The following is a 19,905-nucleotide window of genomic DNA, read 5'->3' as shown; positions in this document are numbered from 1 at the left end:
GTGCTGAGCGCCCTTTTCGTCCCCCTGATTGTCGCGCAGGCGGCGCCGCCCGCTGCGACTCCTGCAAGCGAGCCGCCGGTGCTGAATGCACCGGGCAGCGAAGCCGCGCCGGAGGATGTCGATAACGGCGTGATTCCCGGCCGCCGCCGCCCCGGCTATCAGGCGCCGCTGCCCGACCGCGTCACGCAGGACAATCCCGGCGCCGTGCGCGCCCCCCCGCCTGAGGCTTTTCCCACCGACCAGATCCCGGTACCGGACCGCTGGCGCCTGATCGAAACGCTGGGCGTGGTGAAGGAACGCTGGTTCGATCCCTATCACCAGAACACCCTGAAGGGCGATCGCCCGATCGACCGCGCCAAAGTGAAATGGCTGCCGATCACGGGGGACGACTGGTTCTTCTCGCTCTCCGCGATATCGGACATGGTGTTCGAACCGCGCACTTTCCCCATTCCCGTGGGCGTGCAGACCACCGAACGGCCGGGCAGTCTGGATGTGTTCGGCAAGGATGCCAGCCTCGTCTTCTCGCAGACCTTCATCCTCGGCGCCGGGCTGACCAAGGGCAACACCGCCTTCAAGCCGCCGGAGATCGAGTACCGCGTCGCCCTCGCATTCAACTACAACTACGTGAACGTGCCCGAAAAGCGCGTGCTGCATGTGGAGCCCAGCAAGCCCTCGCACCGCGCGGACCAGTTCCTGGGCGTGCAGGAACTGTTCGTGGACTATCACCTGCGCAACGTGTCCGACCGGTACGATTTCGATTCCATCCGCGTCGGCATCCAACCGTTTCAGGCCGATTTCCGGGGCTTCCTGTTCAACGACCAGCAGCTTGGCATTCGCCTGTTCGGCAACCGCGACGGCAACCGCTTCCAGTACAACCTCGCCGCGTTCTGGCGGCTGGAGAAGGACACCAATTCCGGCCTCAATTCGGTGGTCCAGCGTCCGCGCGACGATCTGCTGTTCATTGCCAACGTCTATCGGCAGGACTTCTTGATCCCGGCGCTGACCAGCCAGATTACAGTGGCCTACAACCGCAATCGCGAGGCGGGCCGGATCGAGATCGACGATAACGGCTTCCCCGTCCGCCCGGCGCTGATCGGCAATCTGCGCGGGCGCGATTATGACGTCTATTACCTTGGCTACAATGCCGATGGGCATGTCGGCCGCCTGAACCTCACCGCATCGGCCTATGCCGCGCTGGGGCAGGATCGGGACAGCATTTTCACCGGACGCCCGGCGAACATCCGCGCCTTCTTCGCCGCCGGTGAACTGAGCTACGACCATGACTGGATGCGCTTCCGCCTGTCCGGCCTCTGGGCCAGCGGCGATCACGATCCTTACGACAATACGGAATCCGGTTTCGATGCCGTGTTCGAAAACCCGGTCTTCGCCGGTGCGGACACCAGTTACTGGATTCGCCAGTCGGTGCCTTTCGCCGGCGGCGGCCGGGTGATCTCCATCAACGGGCGCAACGGCATTCTCAATTCGCTGCGCTCGTCGAAGGAACAGGGCCAGTCCAACTTCAACAACCCCGGCACCATGCTGGCGGGCGCGGGCGCGGACTTCGACCTGACGCCTGAGCTGCGCCTGTCGGGCAATGCTAACCACTTGTGGTTCGAGAATACCACCGTGCTGCAAACGCTGCGCAACGAAGGCTCGATCCCGGGCGATATCGGCTGGGACCTGTCGATGGCGGCGGTCTGGCGGCCGAAAGCGACGCAGAACATCGTCATGCGGCTCAGCGCCGCGACGCTGGTGGCAGGCAAGGGCTTCCGCGACCTGTTCGACAACAATCAGGGCAACCGCAGCTATTACTCGGTGCTCGCCAATGTGATCGTGAGTTACTGATGCGCTTGAGCCGCCTCGTCTTCCTTCTGGCGCTGCTGACCGCCTTTGCCATTCCGGCGGCGCGGCTCATGGCGAGCAGCGAGGAACGACCCGTCACGCGCGATTATTCACTGGTCCGCGCGCCGGCCGCCCCGGCGCGGCAGAGCGCGGCGGATGTGCTGTCGAAATCCGCAGGTTGCCTCACCTGCCATACCGATTCCGATGCACCCTCGATGCATGCCAGTCCGGCCGTGCAATTGGGCTGCGTGGATTGCCACGGCGGCAATCCCGCCGTGCGCGGCCGCCCGGAACTGGGCTTCGACCATCCCGACTATGTGGCCGCGCGGAACAAGGCGCATGTGCTGCCGCGCTATCCGCACGGCTGGAACTGGCCGAGTTCCGCCAATCCGGAACGCAGCTATACCCTGCTGAACAAGGAAGCGCCCGAATACATCCGCTTCGTCAATCCCGGCGACTATCGCGTGGCGCGCGATTCCTGCGGCAATTGCCACATGCCCGCGATCGAGGCGGCGGAACGATCGCTGATGGCGACCGGCGCCATGCTCTGGGGCGGCGCGGCGTACAACAACGGCATCGCGCCCTTCAAGAACTACATCTTCGGGGAGGCCTACACCGCCAAGGGAGAGCCTGCGAAGCTGCTCTCCCCCGGAACCCCGCCCGGCACGGTAACGCCCGCGCAGGAGGCACGCGGCGCGCTGGCGGCACTCTATCCGCTGCCGACATGGAACGTCATGCCCCCTGCCGACGTGTTCCGCGTGTTCGAACAAGGTGGACGCACCAATGGGTCCGGCTTTGCGGAAGTAGGCCTGCCGAACCTGTCCGGATCGATCCAGCGGCTGGAGGAGCCGGGCCGGCCGGACCTGAAGCAGTCCAACCGCGGCCCCGGCACCGGCCTGCGCGTGGCCATTCCGGTGCTGAACATCCACAAGACGCGCCTCAACGATCCCTATACCTGGTTCATGGGCACGAACGACCAGCCGGGCGACTATCGCTCCTCCGGCTGCACAGCCTGCCACGTGATCTATGCCAACGACCGCGAACCACGCCACTCGCTGATCTATGCCAGCCTGGGTCGTGACGGGCAGAGCATCACCCGCGATCCCACCATCGCCGCCCTCACCCAGCGGGGCGCGCATGGCGCTCTCAAGGACGGGCATGACGCCGAAAGTGGACAGGGGGCGGACAAGCGCGAACGCGGCCACCCGCTCCAGCATGTGTTCACCCGCGCCATTCCCACCGCGCAGTGCATGAACTGCCACATGCACCAGCCCAACATCTTCCTGAATTCCTACCTCGGCTACACGATGTGGGATTACGAGGCGGATGCGCCGAAGATGTGGCCGGAAAAACAGAAGTATCCCACCGCCGCCGAGGTGCGCGCGGTGAACGATCGCAATCCCGAAGGCGCCGCCCCGCGCGGCAAGTGGGGCGATATCGACTTCCTGCGCAACCTCTACGATCTCAATCCCGAACTGAAGGACACCCAGTTCGCCGATTACCACGGCCACGGCTGGGCCTTCCGCGCAATCTTCAAGCGGGACCGCGCGGGCAACCTGCTCGATGCCGGGGGCAACATGGCCACCTGGGGCACCGACAAGGCGCACATCATCTCTCCCGACGATCCGGAAAAGTGGCGCCGCGCCGGGGAAGGCAAGTTCGTGAAGCCCGGCGTCAATCCCGGCAAGGCCGTCCACATGATGGACATCCACGCCGAAAAGGGCATGCAGTGCGCCGATTGCCACTTCGCGCAGGATGCCCACGGCAACGGGCTGATCCAGGGCGAAGTCGCCAACGCGGTGGAGATCGGCTGCAAGGACTGCCACGGCACGGCGGACGCGCTGCCCACCCTGCTCACCTCCGGCCCGGCCGCCCCACCCAAGGGCACCGATCTGTCGCTGCTGCGCAATCCCGATGGCCAGCGCCGTTTCGAATGGCGCACCGATGCGGGCGGCAGACGGCATCTGACGCAGCGATCGGTGGTCGATCCCAATCTTTCGTGGGACGTGAAGCTGGTGGTCAACGCGGTCGACCCCGCCTCTCCCGAATTCAACGCCAAGGCCGCGCGCGCCAAGCTGATGAGCCGTTCGGGCGCGGATGACGGTTCGTTCCGCTTCGGCCCCGGCGTGCCCATGGCCGACCGCGCGCACAAGACGGAGGAGATGGCCTGCTTCACCTGCCATCTTTCGTGGACCACCAGTTGCGGCGGCTGCCACCTGCCGATCGAAGCGAACTGGAAAACATCCTCCCACCACTTCGAGGGGGAGGAGACGCGCAACTTCGCCACCTACAACCCGCAAGTCGCGCGGGACGACATGTTCCAGCTTGGCAAGCACATGACTACCAAGGGCGCGGAAGTGGCCCCTGTGCGCTCCACATCCGCGCTGGTGCTGTCCTCCACCAATGCCAATCGGGAACGGATCTACATCCAGCAGCCGCCGATCAGCGCGGCGGGCTTTTCCAGCCAGGCCTTCGCGCCGCATTTCCCGCATACGGTCCGCCTTTCCGAGACGAAGACCTGTTCGGACTGCCACTTGTCCGAAAAGGACGACAACAACGCGATCCTGGCGCAGACGCTGCTGCTGGGCACCAATTTCGTGAACTTCGTCGGGCTCAATTCATGGGTCGGGCTCGAAGCCGGGTTCGAGGCCGTGCGCGTTACCGAATGGGATGAACCGCAGGCGGTGATCGGCTCCTACCTCCAGCGCTATGCCTATCCCGATTACTGGCGCCTGCATGTCGAACAGAACGGGCGTGAGCTGAAGAACTGGACGCGCGGCAGCACGTTCGATGCCAAGCTTTCGGGTGAGACGCGTCCGCTGGAACAGTTCCGCAATGTCACGCAGGGCACGCGCGATCAGGTCGGCTGTCTGCAATTGCGCGGCGAATACATGTTCGTTGCCGAAGGGCGCGGCGGCTTCAAGGTCTATGACGTCGCCTCGGTGGCGAACAAGGGCGTGTCGGATGCGGTGATTTCCGCGCCGTTCTCACCCTTGGGTCAGGATACCGGGGTCAAGAGCAAGAACGCCACTTGCATGGCGATCGCCACCACCCAGCCGATCGCCCCCACCCGCAATCGCCAGATGGCCGCGACCATGCTGGCCGATGCCAAGGGCCAGCCGCTGCACAAGGCGGACGGCACGCCGATGAGCCTGCGCGATGCCAATCAGGAGCAGGCGTTCGAGCCGATCTATTCCTACGCCGTCGTGACCGACAGCGAGGAAGGCCTGATCCTGGTCGATATCGACACGCTGGCGGACGGCGAATTCCGCAACAACCGCCTGACCCGCGCGCTGACGTGGAACCCGGATCACGTGCTGGACGGGGCACGGCATGTGACGCTGGCGGGCGAAGTGGCCTATATCACCGCCAAGGTCGGCCTCGTCGCGGTGGACCTTCACGATCCGCTCCACCCGAAAGTCACCGCCGTGCGCCCGCTGGACGACGCGCGGGCCAGCGCGGTGCAGTTCCGCTACCTCTGGGTGACGGACCGCGAGGGGCTGAAGCTGTTCGACGTGACCGATCTGCGCAATCCGGTCGCCGTGGCGTCGGGCACGGTGCACCTCACCGACGCGCGCCGCCTCTATGTGGCGCGCACATATGCCTATGTGGCCGGCGGGCCGGAGGGTCTGGTGATCGTGGACGTACTGCGGCCATCGATGCCGCAGATCTACCGCAAGGAGACGTTTGGCGGGGTAATGAACGATGCGTCCGACGTAGTGGTGGGCAGCACCAATGCCTCGCTCTTCGCCTATGTGGCGGACGGGGTGAACGGGCTGAAGGTGGTGCAATTGACCTCCCCCTCCAGTCAGCCGAACTTTTACGGCTTCTCCCCCGCGCCGATGCCCGAACTGATCGCCTGGGCCCATACCCCCAGCGCGGCGCGCGCGCTGTCCAAGGGGCTAGATCGCGACCGCGCGGTGGACGAGACCGGCGGCCAGATCGCGGTGTTCGGCCGGCTCGGCTCCCGCCCCTTCACGCGGGCGGAGATGGAGCGGCTGTTCCTCAACCGGCGGGGTGTGCCGTTCAAGGTTTCGGATGAAGTCGACATGCGCGTCTGGGTGCCGCGGCAGTAACTGTCACGGGACGCCGCCCACCCGTCCCACCCACCTCTCGTCATTGCGAGGAGGCGAAGCCGACGCGGCAATCCAGAGCGGCGCAAACCGCCTCTGGATTGCTTCGCTGCGCTCGCAATGACGAAGGTTGAGTGTGCGAGGCTGAAGTGGCCGGGCCTTTAGCCACCCTCGCGCGGGTAGACGCCTTCCAGCACTTTATCAAAGTGATTGCGCACTTGCGCGTTGCACGAACAGGCCTTGTCGCTCAGCCCCGTGCGGTCGAGGATCGTGATCCCCCCGCGCCGGGTGCGCAGCAACCCCTCGCGCTTGAAGCGCTGGAGCACGCGGCTGGCATAGCTGCGGCCGATACCCATCATCGCCGCCAGTTGCTCCTGCGTCATGGTCACATCGTCGCGCCCGATGCGGTCCACCGCCGCGCCCAGCCAGCGCGCCGCGCGCTGCTCTATGGTGTGGACGGCGTTGCACGCGATCGACTGGAACACTTGCGCCATCACGCAGTCCGCATAGCGCGCGAACAGGTTTGCGATGGCGGGAGACCGGTCCTTGATCTCCTCAAGCTGCCGGCTAGGAATGCGCCAGAACCGCCCGGCGTGAAGCACACCGGACCGCGCAAACGCCGGCAGATGGCCCATGCTGACCACCCCGCCCAGCGCCCCTTCGCGGCCGACCAGAATGGTTTCCACCTCGATCCCGCTGTCCATTTCCACGAAGTAGGAGCAGACCGCCGCTCCGCGGGGCAGATAACAGAATTCCACCAGATCGCCCGGTCGATAGATCACCTCACCCGCCCGCAGCCGTACGTCGACGAGATAGGGGTCGAGCAGCGCCCGGTCTCCGGGACGCAGCGCCCCGAGAAGATCGCTGTCCTCTTGAACGGTCTGTACGTCCATGTCGAATTCCTGAACTCGCTCGCTATCATGCTGCGCCGGGCCGGGTTTTCCAGGCACGGCACCACTCTTCGGCCGGACAGATCCAGCCGCCGTGAGCCAGACAACCCGGCAAACGGAGCAAGGTTCCGTGCACTTGTGGACAGACGGAACCGGTTCGGATGGGTAAGACTCTCCGGAGCGGGAGCGCCCTCCAGTGTTCCCGCACGATCCGCGCAGCGGGAGGGAGAAACACTCCGACGATACGGAATTGTCAGACCTTTCCGTCAGGGAGCCAATAGGCCAGAGTGCGCAGGCCCAGAGCGAGTAGCAGATGCAAACCGACCACAAGACCACCCGGAGTACCGCCGCCCTGAATACCCCCGCCCCGGATACAGCCGGAGGTATCGGTAACGATGGCTGACGGCGCGCCGACGGTCGATCTCAACACATGCGATCTGGAGCCGATCCACGTAATCGGCCGCATCCAGAGCTTCGGCTGGCTCGTCTCGTTTTCAAGCGACTGGATCATCAACCATGCCTCGCTCAATTGTGAAGCGTTGTTCGGCCTCGATCCGCATGCGCTGATCGGCCTGCCGGCCGCGCAGTTCCTCTCGCCCGACGCGCTGCACGATGTACGCTCGCGGCTTCAGATCCTGGGCGGCGGATCGAGCGTGGAGCGCATCTTCGAAATCGATCTTATGGGCGACGGCCGCCTGTTCGACATGGCGCTGCATATCTCCGGCCGTTCCTATGTGCTTGAAATCGAACCGCGCGAGAGTGGGCGGCGGCGCGATTTCGTCAGCTATGTCCGGCCGATGATCGAGCGGCTGCGCGAGGCTCCGTCGCTCGAACAGCTCTGCGCCAATGCCGCCCGGCACATGCGCGCGCTCACCGGGTTCGACCGCGTGATGATCTACCGCTTCGAGGCCGACGGCGCCGGCGAAGTGATCGCCGAAAGCCTGAACGGCATGGTGGACAGCTTCCGGGGCATGCACTTCCCGGCCTCCGACATTCCCGCACAGGCGCGCCGGCTCTATGCGCGCAATCTGCTGCGCATCATTTCCGACATCGACGATCCCACCGTGCCGATCTACCCGGCGACCGGGCCCAGCGGCGATCCGCTGGACCTTTCGATGTCGGGCCTCCGCGCGGTTTCGCCGATCCATGTCGAATACTTGCGCAACATGGGCGTGAAGGCATCGATGTCGGTTTCGATCATGCGCCGGGGCAAGCTCTGGGGGCTGATGGCCTGCCATCACTACTCCCCGCTCACACTGTCCTACTCGGCACGGACCGCCAGCGAGCTGTTCGGCGAATTCTTCGCTTATCTGCTGGAGCAGAAGGAAACCGATTTCGCACTCGCCCGCCGCTCCGCCTCGACACGGCTGCATGACGAGATCATGGCCCGCGTCGCCGGGGGCGGTTCGCTGCTGGAAGCTTTCGAGGATTTCGGCGAGGCGATCGGCCGCGTCATCCCCTTCGACGGCGCGGTCGGCTGGGTCGACGGGCGCTTCGTCAGCCGCGGCGCCACTCCGGACGAGGCGCAGTTCGCCGAACTCGCACGCTTCCTCAACACGGCGGGCGCCAGCACGGTCTGGTCGACCGACGCCATCGCCCGCATTTTCGAGCCCGCGCGTGAATGGGCGGACAAAGCGGCGGGCCTGCTCGCCCTTCCCGTCAGCCGCACGCCGCGCGATTACATCGTGCTGTTCCGCCGCGAGCAGCTGCGCGAGGTGAACTGGGCCGGTAATCCGGAAAAGACCATTGAACTCGGCCCCAACGGCCCGCGCCTCACCCCGCGCAAGAGCTTCGAGATCTGGAAGGAAGAGCGTCGGGGCCAGTCCCACTCCTGGAGCGAGGACGAGATCCAGGCGGCGGATTCGCTTCGCGTCACTTTGCTCGAAGTGGTGCTGCGGCTGGCCGATTCCGCCCATGCCGAACGCGAGCAGGCGAACCGCCAGCAGGACATGTTGATCGCGGAACTCAACCACCGCGTGCGCAATATCCTCAACCTGATCCGCGCGCTGGTGACGCAGAGCAAGGAAGGCGCGCGCACCATCGACGAGTTCGCAGAGATTGTCGGCAGCCGCATCCACGCACTCGCCCGCGCACACGACCAGGTCACGCAGAAGGACTGGACGCCCTCCTCGCTTTACACCCTGATCCGGACCGAGGCGGCCGCCTATGCCGGGCACAGCGCCGACCGTGTGCGCATCCTCGGCCCCGACGCGCTGATCGCGCCGGGCGCTTTCACCACGCTGGCGCTGGTGTTCCACGAGCTGACGACCAATTCGGTCAAGTATGGCGCTCTGTCCGACACGCACGGCTGCGTGACAGTAGCGCTCGCCCGCGCTGCCGACGGCGCGCTGGAGGTCGACTGGCGCGAAAGCGATGGCCCGCCGGTCTGCCCGCCGACCCGGCGGGGCTTCGGGTCGACGATCATCGAACGCACCATCCCGCACGAATTGGGGGGAACGGCCTCGGTCGACTTCCCCGTGCAAGGTTTGCACGCCCGGTTCCTGCTGCCGGCCGAGCATATCGCGGCCTTCGAGACGCCCGCGGTGCCGCTCGCCGAACCGCGCTCCGATCCGGCACAGGAAAGCGGGCTCTCCGCCGCCAGCATCGGCGCGGCCCTGGTGGTGGAGGACAATGTCATCATCGCCATGGAAGCGGAGGACGTGCTGCGCGATCTGGGCTTCGAGGATTGCCGCGTTGCCGGCGCCGTCGCCGATGCGCTGGACATGGTCCATTCCGGCGAGATTGCCTTTGCGATGCTCGACGTCAATCTGGGAAAGGATACCAGCGAGGATGTCGCCCACGCGCTGACGGAGCGCGGCATTCCGTTCATCTTCGCCAGCGGTTACGGCGAACGTTCGATGCTCGCGGAGGTTTTCCGCAACGTTCCTATCGTGACCAAGCCTTACGGCCTGCGCGATGTGAAGGCGGCGCTGGCGCAGCTTGCGAAGAGGTGAAGGGGCGTGATCTGATGCCCTACTGCCCCCTCCCCTCCTCCCGCACACCGCTCATCCTGAGCCTGTCGAAGGATGAGGAGCCTCGCGCCCCGTCTCGGGGGGCTTCGACAAGCTCAGCCTGAGCGGGGTTGGAGAGGAGGTCAATTGAGAAGCGCCGGTTGCCCTTGCGGTGCGCTCAATCGCCAGAATTTGGTCAATCGAGACCTCGTCCCCAACCCCGTCATCCTGAACTTGTTTCAGGATCCATTTTGCCACCTGCGCCGTGCTTCGATCGGCAACTCGCACCGCCGCGCCATTCACGCAGCCGTCCGGGATAGGCCGTGAAATGGATCCTGAAACAAGTTCAGGATGACGGGGAACGAAGCGATGACGGGGAATAGGGCGATGGCGCGGGACGAGGCGATGCTGTTTACCCCCAACTCGCCGCCGGTGGTGCCGCTTCCAGAAACGCGATCAACCCCCGCTCCTCGCCCGTGAGCCACTTCGTGCGGCGCGGCAGCCGGGCAGGCAGTTCCGGCACCGGGTCAGCCTTGCGCACGAACGCGATCAGCGCCGGGTGGACGTAGGACTTGCGCGCGATGGCGGGCGTGTTGCCCAGCCGCTCCGCCACTTCCTCCAGCATCGTTTTCAGCGTCGTACCCGGCGCCTCCCAGAGCCGCGCAAACGCGATGGTGCTGGCAGCGAACGTACGAAAGTCCTTGGCCGAAAAGTCCTCGCCCATGGTTTCGTGGAGGTAATCGTTGACGTCTTGCGAACCCACCGGAACCGCGCAGCCCTCGTCATCGAGATACTGGAACAAGTGCTGCCCCGGCAGGTCCTGCATCCGCCGCACACACGAAACCAGTGCACGGTCGGCGCTCACCACTTCGCGCAGTTTTCCATGCTTGCCGCGAAAACGCAGGCGCAACTTGCGCCCCTGAAGGTTTGCATGGCGCATGCGCAGTGTGGTCGCGCCGAAGCTCTTGTTGGTGGCGGCATAGCGCTCGTTACCGATCCGGATCGCCTCCGCATCGAGCAGCGCGACAATCGAGGCCACCGCCCGCTCCCGGCACAGCCCGGCGCCCGCCAGATCCCGCGCCACCCGCTCGCGCAAGACCGGCAGGGCCTGACCGAACGGAGCGCAGCGGTCGAACTTGCGCGCATCACGGCCCGCGCGCCAATCGGGGTGATAACGGTATTGCTTGCGCCCGCGCGCATCGAAACCGGTGGCAAGCAGGTGAACTTCGGCCTCGGGCGAGAACCAGCAGTCCACATAGGCGGGCGGCAAGGCAATGCGGTTGAGCCGGTCGATCTCGTCGCGCTCGATGATGCGCGTGCCGTCCGCGCCGTAATAGGCCCATTTCCCAGCGCGCGTGCGGCTGCGGGTGATGCCGGGGGCATCGGGATCGGCGAAAGTCAGGCGCGGCATCGGGCGGTGGTCCTGCTTTGAACGGCTTGTCCTGTGCAAACGCACCAGTGGCCGCGAGGTTGTCCGGAATGCGGCAATGCCCCGCGAACGGATGACCATGAAGTGCCGGGCAACACCCGAGAATAGAGAAAGAATGGATCGGCGTAATTCGACCTCGCCGCCGCCATAATATCCGTATCTTACCGAGATACTCATGTTGCGAGCGCGTCTTCCACGCAAATGCCTTTTCCCTGTATTCTTGCGGTACGGGAGGCAATCCGGGAACGTCCGTAGCCATCGCAGCGTTTGACTTGGTGCAAATGAGAGGAGGATCGTCATGGATTCCAATGTGCGCGAGACGTTCTGGAAAGCCTTCGCCGTCAGCCCGATCACCATGATAAAGCTGGATAATTCGCACGGCCATGCCGAGCCGATGACGGCAATCCTGGACAAGGAAGCCCATCACGCCGTCTGGTTCGTTTGTCGAAAGGACAATCGCATCGGCAAGGGTGGCCGGGCGATGGCGCAAGTCGCGACGCTCGACCATGAAGTCTTCGCCTGCGCCGCCGGGACCCTGATCGAGGAAACCGACCCCGCCGTGCGCAACGCGCGCTGGAACAAGGCCGTCGAAAGCTGGTTCCCCGGCGGACGCGACGATCCCGCCGTGGTCATGCTGCGCTTCGAGGTCGACGATGCCGAAGTCTGGACGGTGGACACCAGTCTGAAGGGCGTGTTCCGCCTTGCCACCGGCGGCTCGATCGACCCGGCCCGCATCGGCGAGCACGAAACCGGGTTAATCTGAAGCGCGAAAGCGCTTTCAGATTAACCCGGGCAGTTTTTCAGAGCATCGAGCGCGATTGCTTGAGCACCATGCCGCAGACCTTCTTGCGAACCGACGGCGGCGCCTGATCGAGCGAGAAGCTGGAACCGCTGCCGGACTGTATCGTCCCTGACGTCCCGAACGTGTATCCGCTGTCCTGCTGTGACACGTCTGGCTTCTGGGTCAGCTTGGAAACGACGGAATTACCCTCGACCGAGTCGACCAATTGGTTCTTCGCGCAGTAGCTGAGCACGCCGGCCGCGTTGCTGCCGCCCATCGTCGAGAGATCGGGAAGTGCCGAAGAGGCGCCGGGCAACGAAGGTGTGCCGGGAAGAGAGGGCGTGCTCGGCAAAGATGATGGCGTCCCGGGCAGCGAGGGCGTGCCAGGCAGCGACGGTGTACCTGGCATCGAGGATGTAGTCGGCATCGAAGGAACGCCAGGGATCTGGGCACCTGCGTTTGCTGCCGCCAGTGCGATAACGGATGCGGGCACCAGCATCAGCTTGCGGGAAACCCGAAAAGGCTTGGTGAAGAAAAGAGTCATGGGCTGCCTCCCAAAAACGGAAGTGAAATGCCCCCACACTATGCCGCCACCCCGCTGCTCGCGCAGTGCCGGTATCCTTTTCAGGCCGCGTTTCGGGCCGTGTTCAGGTGTTCCAGTTCACGCGGCCGCCCGACCGGGGGACACCCCGCCAGCACATAAGCCACAGCCGAAAGGATCGCCTCGCGCGAGAACGGCTTCTGGACCACCCCTACCGCCGTCGTCGCGGGCAAGTCGATCTGGCCGGGATTGGCGGTGACGTAGATCACCCGCGATCCGAACTTGATCGCAATCTCGCGCGCGATGGCAGGGCCGGTGAGCCCGTCCCGCAAGTTGAGGTCGACCAGCGCCACGTCGGGCGCCTCTCCGAGCATCGCCACAGATGCCGCATCGGGGAAACTTCCCAGCACCGCGTGCCCACCGTCGGACAGAATGTCCTCCAGTTGGAGCGCGACCAGGAACTCGTCCTCGACTATGAGGACCTTTGCTCCCCCAGCGGCTTCCAGCGAAGCCCCCCCTGTTAAGATCTGGCCCAAGACACGGTAATCCTTGTCATGCGGCGAGTTCGGCTTTCTCGTCGGCGTTGGCGATCCTGACCAGCTCTTCGAAGAATGCGTCGATGGCATCTCCGGTCAGAACGAAATTGTGGCGGAAGTCCGGGAGCTGGCCGGATTCGAGAACTTTTGCCAGCATGGCGCGAGCGCGGCAGATCCGGCTCTTCACCGTGCCCAGCGCAATCCCGCAGATCCGGGCGATCTCCTCGTAGGAAAGATTGCCGGCGGCCACCAGAATCAGCGCCTCGCGATAGGTTTCGGGAATGGTGGTCAGCGCACGGAGCACGTCGGTCAGTTCGACGCTGCTTTCCTGGCTCGCCTCGGCGCAGAGGATGCGCTCGGCGGCAACCTCGTCATAATCGCCATGGAAGCGGGCGCGGCGCGCTTCGCTGTAGAAGTGGTTGCGCAGGATCGTGAAGGTCCACGCCTTGAAATTGGTGCCGGCCGCATAACGGTCCCGCGCCGCCCAGGCGCGCAGCATCGTTTCCTGCGCCAGATCGTCGGCCCGGTCGCGGCAGCCACACAGGCCGCGCGCAAAAGCGCGCAGATGCGGTGCCACATGGGCAAGGGCATTCTTGAATTCGCGGTCGTCGAGCCGGGCCACGACTCCGGTCATGGCCACAGCCGCTCCGTGCGTCGCTGCTTCGGCACTTGCTTCGGCCCCTGCTTCGGTTGTTACAGCCATTGCGAAACCCTCCATGTCCGTCGCCCGCTTGGGATCAGTGACGAGAAAACGCCGCCAACTCGCGGAAAGTTCCCGAAAACCATCCGGCCTCGTCCCGATCCATCGCATGGACCACTCGGGCGGGCGCAATGCCGGCGAATCGGGATACGCGAAAAATTGCACAGAGGGTGGGAACCTTGGGCCCCCAGAACGATTGAGGCCTCCGTTCACTTCTTGCGGTGAACGGAGGCCTTCGGATCGGGTCACCACCGGTTTGCGGGGGGTGGGGGAGCCAGTGGTGATGCCGGAGGAACGTGCAAGGACTGTGTCGGTTCCCGGCAAAGTCGACCCACGGGAAAAAATTTTGAGGTTGCCCTTCCCCGTCGCCATCGCCAGACACTGGAGACAGGTAGGGGGATGATGGATCGGGGCGGGAAAAGGCCGGGTTCACCGGATGAAGACAACGGGAAGCAATTTCCCAGGAGCCGAGGAATATCGATGTCCGTCTCTGACCAGATTGCAGCCCAGCTGCCTTACCTGCGTCGCTATGCCCGCGCGCTGACCGGATCGCAGCATTCGGGCGACGCCTATGTCCGCGCCACGCTGGAAGCCGCGCTGGCCGACAACACCTTGCGCGACGAGATCGCCCGCAGCCGCGCGGCGCTCTACGCCGGTTTCACCCGCATCTGGGCGACCGGCCACGTGGACGAACCCGCGCCCATCCTGGACGTGGACGGCGCCGAACAGGCCGCGCAGACGCGGCTGGCCAAAGTGGCCCCCACACATCGCCAAGCGTTGTTGCTCACCACTGTCGAGGAATTCTCGCGCGAGGATACCGCCCGGATCCTGGGCGTCTCGCCTACGGATGTCGACGCGCTCGTCATGCAGGCGGTGATCGAGATCGAGAGCGAAAGCACGACCGAGGTGCTCATCATCGAGGATGAGCCGCTGATCTCGATGCAGCTTGAAGGACTGGTGACCGAACTGGGCCACACCGTCGTCGGCACGGCGGCCACGCATGCGCAGGCAGTGGAGATTTTCGCACGCAGCCCCGCCGGGCTGGTGCTGGCCGATATCCAGCTGGCCGATGGCAGCTCGGGCATCGAGGCGGTGGAAGACCTGCTGCGCTTCGGCGACGTGCCGGTGATCTTCATCACCGCCTATCCGGAACGCCTGCTGACCGGCGAACGGCCCGAACCGACTTATCTGGTGACCAAGCCGTTCCAGGAAGCCACCGTGCGCGCGGCAATCAGCCAGGCGCTGTTCTTCGCCCCGGGCCGATCGATCGCTTGAGCCGCTTACTGGGCAGCGGCCGGAAGGCGCTGTCCAGTGAAGATCCGGGGCCCAGTGAAAATCCGGTGCTCAGTAAAGAACCGGGCGCTCTCCCGCGTCGATCGGGGGCAGCACGCGCCCAAACCGGTCACGCGGTGCTTGCGCCTCAAAATCGATTTCGGGCGGATTGAAGCCGAGATGGCGAACGATGGCTTCGTGGAGCGGCGTATCGAAACGCACGCCCGCGCAGCCGTCGTGTGCCCAGACGACCAGCCCGTTCGCCCTCTGGATACCGCCGAGAGACACTTCAACCACGTCGCCTACCGCGACCGGCAGTTGCGCGACATCCAGCATGCCACCGCCAACCGAGAGGTTGTAGAGGAAAACACTGCCGGATTGCTCGCCTATGCGGCACTCGACCTTCTTTTCCACGATATGCCGATCCCAGGCACGCGAATCCATGACTTACCCCCTGAAATGCACTTTCAGGGCCGGGTTACATTCCGTTCACTTAAATAAGAGTGAAATAATCCGAAAGAACGACCCTCGTGAAACCTCGTGCAATTGCGCGAGCGGGCGCCACGAAGCTTCTCCACCGCGCCGAAGCGCGAACGAATTCGGCACTGAATGGCCCAACCAATGGCTCAATATCGAGATGGGCTATCAGCCCCCACTCCGTCGCCCTCGCGAAGGCGGGGGCCCCGCTTTCTTGGCGACCTCTCGCCCTGCACAAGAGAAGCGGGATCCGCCAAGTTCACAAACGAAGTGCAACACCAGGTTATGGTGTTGTCATGGGAAGAGCTTACGAACAGCTTGATCTGGAAGAGCGGTGTACGATTGCCCGTCTTCATGAAGACGGGCAATCGCTGCGCCAGATCGCGGCAACTGTGGATCGCTCGGCATCGACGATCTCTCGGGAGCTGAAGCGCAACAGCGGCAGCACGGTGGGCTATCGGCCCGGCTATGCGCAAGAGCAGGCGCGCGCCCGGCGTTGGTCGGGCATGCGCCTCGAACGCGATCAGGCCTTGCGCGAGGGCGTGCTGGGCCGCCTCGCGGCCGGCTGGTCACCCGAGCAGATCGCCGGCCGCATGGCCCGCGAGGCCGGCGTGCGTATCATCAGTCACGAGAGCATCTATCGCTTCATCCATGCCCAGATCAGGCGGACGAACGATCGATCATGGCGCCATTATCTGCCCCGCGCCAAGGCCCGCCGCGGATGGCGCCGCAAGCCCGGCGGATCCTCGGTCCGCTTCATCGCCAAGCGCCAACCCATCGCCATGCGCCCGGACGAGGCCGCGGATCGGTCCCGGCCCGGCCACTGGGAGGCCGACTTCATGCTCTTCGCCCGATACGGCCAGGCCATCCTCGTCGCCCATGAACGCTCCTCGCGCTACACCCTGATCTGCCATCCGCCCGACCGAAAGGCCCGGCGCACCGCCGACCTGCTCGCCGCCATGCTGCGGCCCTGGCCCGCCGCCTTGCGCCAAACCCTGACCCTCGACAACGGCACCGAGTTTGCACAGCACCACAGGTTGCACCGTCTCGGCATCGATACGTTCTTCTGCGACCCCCATGCCCCATGGCAAAAGGGCGGCGTCGAAAACGCCATCGGCCGCCTCAGACGCGACCTGCCGCGCAAGACCAACATCGAGGATCTCTCGCCTGCCCACTTTGAGGACATCATCCAACGCTACAACAATACACCGCGAAAATGCCTCGACTTCAAAACACCCGCCGAGGCATGCTCTCTTCAACCGTTGCACTTCGAATGTGAATCCACATCCCCGCCTTCGCGGGGATGACGGTTAGGTTTGAGAAAAAACGTGTTTAAGCTCGCCAGTTCGCCCGTGGCTGCGCCCTAACGACGCTCACTTCGCAGCGCGAACTCGCGGTTGAACCGCACCGGGACTTTAAGTCGGCACTCCACACCCTCTGGCAAGAACTGGAGCTGGACTTGCGCCTTCAGCTCATGCGCCACGATCTTCTCGATCAGGTCACGCCCGAAGCCGCGCTTGGCAGGCGGGCTGACCGGCGGACCGCCCTCCTCGCGCCAATGGACTTCCGCCAGCTCGGACGAGAGGATCGACCAGTGCACGTGGATACGCCCCTCCGCCCGCGTCAGCGCGCCGTACTTGGCGGCATTGGTGGCCAGTTCGTGAATCGCCAGCCCCAGCGACATCGCATCGTTCGGCGCCAGCTTGATATCGGGCCCGGACATTTCGACATGCCCCTCGCTGCCCTCCATGTAGGGCGCCAGTTCCGATCGCACGACATCGCCCAGCGCCGCATGGCGCCAGTCCGACTGCGAGAGCAAGTCATGCGTCGCCGAAAGCGCGCGGATACGGGCAGTGAGGCTGTCGGTGAAGTCCTCGATATCAGTGGCGCGACGGCGGGTCAGCGCGGCGATCGAGAGCACGTTGGCGAGCGTATTCTTCACGCGGTGATTCAACTCGCGCGTCAGCGAGTTGCGGATCGCCGCCTGCCCCTGAAGCCATTCCAGCACGCGCCGATCCTCGGCCGCGCGGCGGGTGATGAAACGCCCGATTGCCATGACCATCAGCGAGGTCAGTGCCCCGAAAAACAGCGTGATGCGCGAGGCCGTGGAAAGCAGGCCGACTTTGCGGTCGCTGATAACCACGACCCAGGTGTGACTGCCCACGTCGATCTGCCGCTCCATCGTCGGGCCGGTGACCCCGTCGCTCTGCCGTTCGGCCAGCAGGTTTTCGGGCGCGACCGAGCCATCGTAGACGGCAACGTCGATCTGGTCGTTGCGGTAGAGTTCGGCGGCGGACGTGAGGAAAGTCTCCGCGCGGAACGGACTGTAGACGAAGCCCTTGACTTGCCGGTGCTCGCCGCTGCCGACGATCACCGGCATATAGATGAGGAATCCCGCCGCCTCCGGATTGTCGGCATCCTGCACCAGATGCACTTTGCCCGAAGCCACCGGCTTGCCGAGCTTCATCGCCCGCTCCATCGCCGCGCGCCGCACCGGGTCGGAGAACATGTCGTAGGCGAGCACCTGGCGGTTCGCCGGATCCTGCGGTTCGATGTAGATGATCGGCGTGACGTATTCCTGCCCGACATCGGGGCGGGGATGGACCAGCCATTCGGGATCGCGGCTTTCCTGGATGGCCACTTCCACTTCGGAGAGGTGGTCCACACCGATCAGCGGGGCCCAGCCCATTCCCAGCGAGCCGTAGAGGTCGCCCTTGCCCTGCAAATCTTCGGCGAAGGCGCGGAACTGGTCCTCGCTGACGTCCTCCTGGCTGGCGAAGAGCGCCCCGCCGGCCCGCAGCAGCGCGATGTTCTCGGTAACGCGGCGTTCCAGCGCCGAGGCGATCTCGGTCAAGTTGCGGTCCAGCTCGACCCGGCGGGTCTGCCGGTCCGCGCGTTCGATGGCCATGACCGACACCGCCGTCGTGATCGAGGCGATCACGAAAAGCAGGAATGGCCAGCCGCGCGGATACTTGTGGAACCAAGCCTGCTTCTGGACCCTGTCGAGCAGAGCCTGATCAATCACCCGGTAATTCCCGCAAGTTCACGTTCGGCTCCGCGATAGGCATCCCGGTGACTAAGGACAATTCGGAAAAAGGGCGAGCCGGAAAGGCGCGGGGCGGGGCACATGTGGCAGGTCATCGCATGCGAGGGAACCATGAGCGAGCCGGATTGTTCCAATGAAAACGATGCTTGCCTATCACGACCCCACCAAGACGCCCGGGCATCCGAAAGCGAACTCCCATTCGGGCCCGACGCAAACAGCGGAGGGCCCGAATGGGGCTCGGCGGACGAGCCCGATCGACGGTCCAACGATGGTTAGCCCACGTGACCGATTTGTAATGCGCGGCTGGCGCCGCGCCGGCCTTGACCGCGTCCCGGTCAGCCCGCAAGTGAGCAGCTCGAAAGGGAGTTCGCATTGAATCAGCCTCCAGCACAAGGCGAGCCGGAACACCCCGGGCGGGATCCTTCCGGCATGCCTCCGGAAGCCCGACCCCATGCGCCCGCCGAAGGCGAGCCGGGCTGGGCCACGGGGTTGAGGAAGCTGTACAACTCCGTGGTCGACGAACCGCTTCCGGACAGCTTCAGGGACCTCCTCAAGAAGCTCGACGGAAGCGACGATGACTGATCGCGTCCGCCCCCACCCCGCCGAAGAGGCCTTCCGCGAGGAATTACTCGGCGTGCTGCCGCACTTGCGCGCCTTCGCTCGCGGTCTTTCGGGTCGGCCGGACTTTGCCGACGATCTTGTCCAGGAAGCCCTCATCAAGGCCTGGACCGCGCGCGAACGCTACACGCCCGGCACCAACATGCGGGCATGGACTTTCGCGATCCTGCGCAACCATTACTTGTCCGAACTGCGCAAGAGCCGCCGCCAGACCGATCTCGACGAGAGCACGGTGGAGCGCATGCTGGTGATGGAAGCGGACCAGGAAAGCCCGCTTCACCTCGGCGACATGGAGAACGCCTTGCAGAAGCTGGCGCCCGAGCGGCGCGAGGCGGTGCTGCTGGTGGGTGCCTCAGGCTTCAGCTACGAGGAAGCCGCCGATATCGCCGGCTGCCCGATCGGCACGATGAAAAGCCGCGTCGCCCGCGCCCGTGCGGATCTGAACCGGCTGCTGGAGGGCGATCCGGACCTTGTGGTCCCCAAGCCGAACCCTCACGGCTGAAAGCCTGCGCCGCAGGCCATCTCCACTTCGGCAGAAACGACGTCTCCGGCACACGCGCCTTCACGGCGCCGACATCCTCTTTGCGCCTTTGCGCGATTTCTCTCTTTTTCTTCTCCGCGCCTCCGCGTGAATCCATTCAGCGCGCGATGCCGTCTAAGAAAACGGTTCGCGCGGAGGCGCGGAGACGCGGAGAGGAAGAAAAGTAAGATTCGCGCAAAGGCGCAAAGGCGCGAAGACGTTGCTCTGC

The 19,905-nt window shown here is 64.8% G+C and carries 15 protein-coding genes; 8 read left to right on the top strand and 7 right to left on the bottom strand.

Annotated features, from left to right (window positions below):
• Window positions 1-1,845 (top strand): hypothetical protein, encoded by a 1,845-nt coding sequence (locus AC1VVK_RS14640; RefSeq protein WP_482903534.1) that lies wholly within the window; start codon window positions 1-3, stop codon window positions 1,843-1,845.
• Entirely contained in the window at window positions 1,845-5,918 is a 4,074-nt protein-coding gene (locus AC1VVK_RS14635; protein ID WP_482903533.1) for an LVIVD repeat-containing protein, read from the top strand. Before AC1VVK_RS14640 ends, AC1VVK_RS14635 begins: the two co-directional genes overlap by 1 nt.
• Before the next feature lie 158 nt (window positions 5,919-6,076).
• Here the strand turns inward: AC1VVK_RS14635 and AC1VVK_RS14630 are convergent, their stop codons facing one another.
• Window positions 6,077-6,808 carry a Crp/Fnr family transcriptional regulator gene (locus AC1VVK_RS14630; protein ID WP_132389410.1) on the bottom strand — a complete coding sequence of 244 codons (732 nt, stop codon included), beginning with the start codon at window positions 6,806-6,808 and terminating at the stop codon, window positions 6,077-6,079.
• A gap of 392 nt (window positions 6,809-7,200) precedes the next feature.
• Between AC1VVK_RS14630 and AC1VVK_RS14625 the strand changes: the two genes are divergently transcribed.
• Complete coding sequence (locus AC1VVK_RS14625; protein WP_482903532.1) at window positions 7,201-9,759, top strand: HWE histidine kinase domain-containing protein; 2,559 nt, start codon at window positions 7,201-7,203, stop codon at window positions 9,757-9,759.
• A gap of 409 nt (window positions 9,760-10,168) precedes the next feature.
• Here the strand turns inward: AC1VVK_RS14625 and AC1VVK_RS14620 are convergent, their stop codons facing one another.
• Complete coding sequence (locus AC1VVK_RS14620) at window positions 10,169-11,167, bottom strand: DNA topoisomerase IB (protein WP_482903531.1); 999 nt, start codon at window positions 11,165-11,167, stop codon at window positions 10,169-10,171.
• 316 nt (window positions 11,168-11,483) lie between these two features.
• Between AC1VVK_RS14620 and AC1VVK_RS14615 the strand changes: the two genes are divergently transcribed.
• Complete coding sequence (locus AC1VVK_RS14615; RefSeq protein WP_482903530.1) at window positions 11,484-11,948, top strand: pyridoxamine 5'-phosphate oxidase family protein; 465 nt, start codon at window positions 11,484-11,486, stop codon at window positions 11,946-11,948.
• A 37-nt stretch (window positions 11,949-11,985) separates the two neighbouring features.
• Here AC1VVK_RS14615 and AC1VVK_RS14610 read toward each other — a convergent pair whose 3' ends face one another.
• From AC1VVK_RS14610 to AC1VVK_RS14600, 3 genes are all read right to left on the bottom strand, one after another.
• Entirely contained in the window at window positions 11,986-12,510 is a 525-nt protein-coding gene (locus AC1VVK_RS14610; RefSeq protein ID WP_482903529.1) for a DUF2501 domain-containing protein, read from the bottom strand.
• 80 nt (window positions 12,511-12,590) lie between these two features.
• Window positions 12,591-13,043, bottom strand: coding sequence for a response regulator (locus tag AC1VVK_RS14605; RefSeq protein ID WP_482903528.1), 453 nt, complete (start codon window positions 13,041-13,043; stop codon window positions 12,591-12,593).
• A gap of 16 nt (window positions 13,044-13,059) precedes the next feature.
• A complete protein-coding gene (locus AC1VVK_RS14600; RefSeq protein ID WP_132389400.1) occupies window positions 13,060-13,746 on the bottom strand; it encodes a sigma-70 family RNA polymerase sigma factor in 687 nt (228 codons plus the stop codon).
• A gap of 477 nt (window positions 13,747-14,223) precedes the next feature.
• On the opposite strand from AC1VVK_RS14600, the gene AC1VVK_RS14595 reads away from it, so the two are divergent.
• Window positions 14,224-15,018 carry a response regulator gene (locus tag AC1VVK_RS14595; RefSeq protein ID WP_482903527.1) on the top strand — a complete coding sequence of 265 codons (795 nt, stop codon included), beginning with the start codon at window positions 14,224-14,226 and terminating at the stop codon, window positions 15,016-15,018.
• Window positions 15,019-15,087: 69 nt separating this feature from the next.
• Here the strand turns inward: AC1VVK_RS14595 and AC1VVK_RS14590 are convergent, their stop codons facing one another.
• On the bottom strand, window positions 15,088-15,459 hold the full coding sequence (locus AC1VVK_RS14590) for a PilZ domain-containing protein (protein ID WP_132389396.1): 372 nt from the start codon (window positions 15,457-15,459) through the stop codon (window positions 15,088-15,090).
• Window positions 15,460-15,788: 329 nt separating this feature from the next.
• Between AC1VVK_RS14590 and AC1VVK_RS14585 the strand changes: the two genes are divergently transcribed.
• Window positions 15,789-16,799, top strand: coding sequence for an IS30 family transposase (locus AC1VVK_RS14585; RefSeq protein WP_482903526.1), 1,011 nt, complete (start codon window positions 15,789-15,791; stop codon window positions 16,797-16,799).
• 56 nt (window positions 16,800-16,855) lie between these two features.
• On the opposite strand, the gene AC1VVK_RS14580 is transcribed toward AC1VVK_RS14585, so the two are convergent.
• Window positions 16,856-18,517, bottom strand: a complete 1,662-nt coding sequence (locus AC1VVK_RS14580) for a CHASE domain-containing protein (protein WP_482903525.1) — start codon at window positions 18,515-18,517, stop codon at window positions 16,856-16,858.
• A gap of 450 nt (window positions 18,518-18,967) precedes the next feature.
• On the opposite strand from AC1VVK_RS14580, the gene AC1VVK_RS14575 reads away from it, so the two are divergent.
• Together AC1VVK_RS14575 and AC1VVK_RS14570 are read left to right on the top strand one after the other, a co-directional pair.
• Window positions 18,968-19,120 carry a NepR family anti-sigma factor gene (locus AC1VVK_RS14575; RefSeq protein WP_482905177.1) on the top strand — a complete coding sequence of 51 codons (153 nt, stop codon included), beginning with the start codon at window positions 18,968-18,970 and terminating at the stop codon, window positions 19,118-19,120.
• Window positions 19,113-19,658 (top strand): sigma-70 family RNA polymerase sigma factor, encoded by a 546-nt coding sequence (locus AC1VVK_RS14570; protein WP_132389392.1) that lies wholly within the window; start codon window positions 19,113-19,115, stop codon window positions 19,656-19,658. Before AC1VVK_RS14575 ends, AC1VVK_RS14570 begins: the two co-directional genes overlap by 8 nt.
• Window positions 19,659-19,905: the final 247 nt, after the last annotated feature.

The organism is Novosphingobium sp. BL-S-32 (genome assembly GCF_056857055.1).
This window is presented reverse-complemented; position numbering and strand designations above follow the sequence as displayed.

Excerpts from the sequence above, each read along its gene's own strand:
- AC1VVK_RS14585 (WP_482903526.1), top strand. The coding sequence starts at position 15,789 with ATGGGAAGAGCTTACGAACAGCTTGATCTGGAAGAGCGGTGTACGATT.
- AC1VVK_RS14635 (WP_482903533.1), top strand. The coding sequence starts at position 1,845 with ATGCGCTTGAGCCGCCTCGTCTTCCTTCTGGCGCTGCTGACCGCCTTT.
- AC1VVK_RS14625 (WP_482903532.1), top strand. The coding sequence starts at position 7,201 with ATGGCTGACGGCGCGCCGACGGTCGATCTCAACACATGCGATCTGGAG.
- AC1VVK_RS14615 (WP_482903530.1), top strand. The coding sequence starts at position 11,484 with ATGGATTCCAATGTGCGCGAGACGTTCTGGAAAGCCTTCGCCGTCAGC.
- AC1VVK_RS14590 (WP_132389396.1), bottom strand. The coding sequence starts at position 15,459 with ATGGATTCGCGTGCCTGGGATCGGCATATCGTGGAAAAGAAGGTCGAG.
- AC1VVK_RS14630 (WP_132389410.1), bottom strand. The coding sequence starts at position 6,808 with ATGGACGTACAGACCGTTCAAGAGGACAGCGATCTTCTCGGGGCGCTG.
- AC1VVK_RS14595 (WP_482903527.1), top strand. The coding sequence starts at position 14,224 with ATGTCCGTCTCTGACCAGATTGCAGCCCAGCTGCCTTACCTGCGTCGC.
- AC1VVK_RS14620 (WP_482903531.1), bottom strand. The coding sequence starts at position 11,167 with ATGCCGCGCCTGACTTTCGCCGATCCCGATGCCCCCGGCATCACCCGC.
- AC1VVK_RS14575 (WP_482905177.1), top strand. The coding sequence starts at position 18,968 with ATGCCTCCGGAAGCCCGACCCCATGCGCCCGCCGAAGGCGAGCCGGGC.
- AC1VVK_RS14610 (WP_482903529.1), bottom strand. The coding sequence starts at position 12,510 with ATGACTCTTTTCTTCACCAAGCCTTTTCGGGTTTCCCGCAAGCTGATG.
- AC1VVK_RS14570 (WP_132389392.1), top strand. The coding sequence starts at position 19,113 with ATGACTGATCGCGTCCGCCCCCACCCCGCCGAAGAGGCCTTCCGCGAG.
- AC1VVK_RS14600 (WP_132389400.1), bottom strand. The coding sequence starts at position 13,746 with ATGGCTGTAACAACCGAAGCAGGGGCCGAAGCAAGTGCCGAAGCAGCG.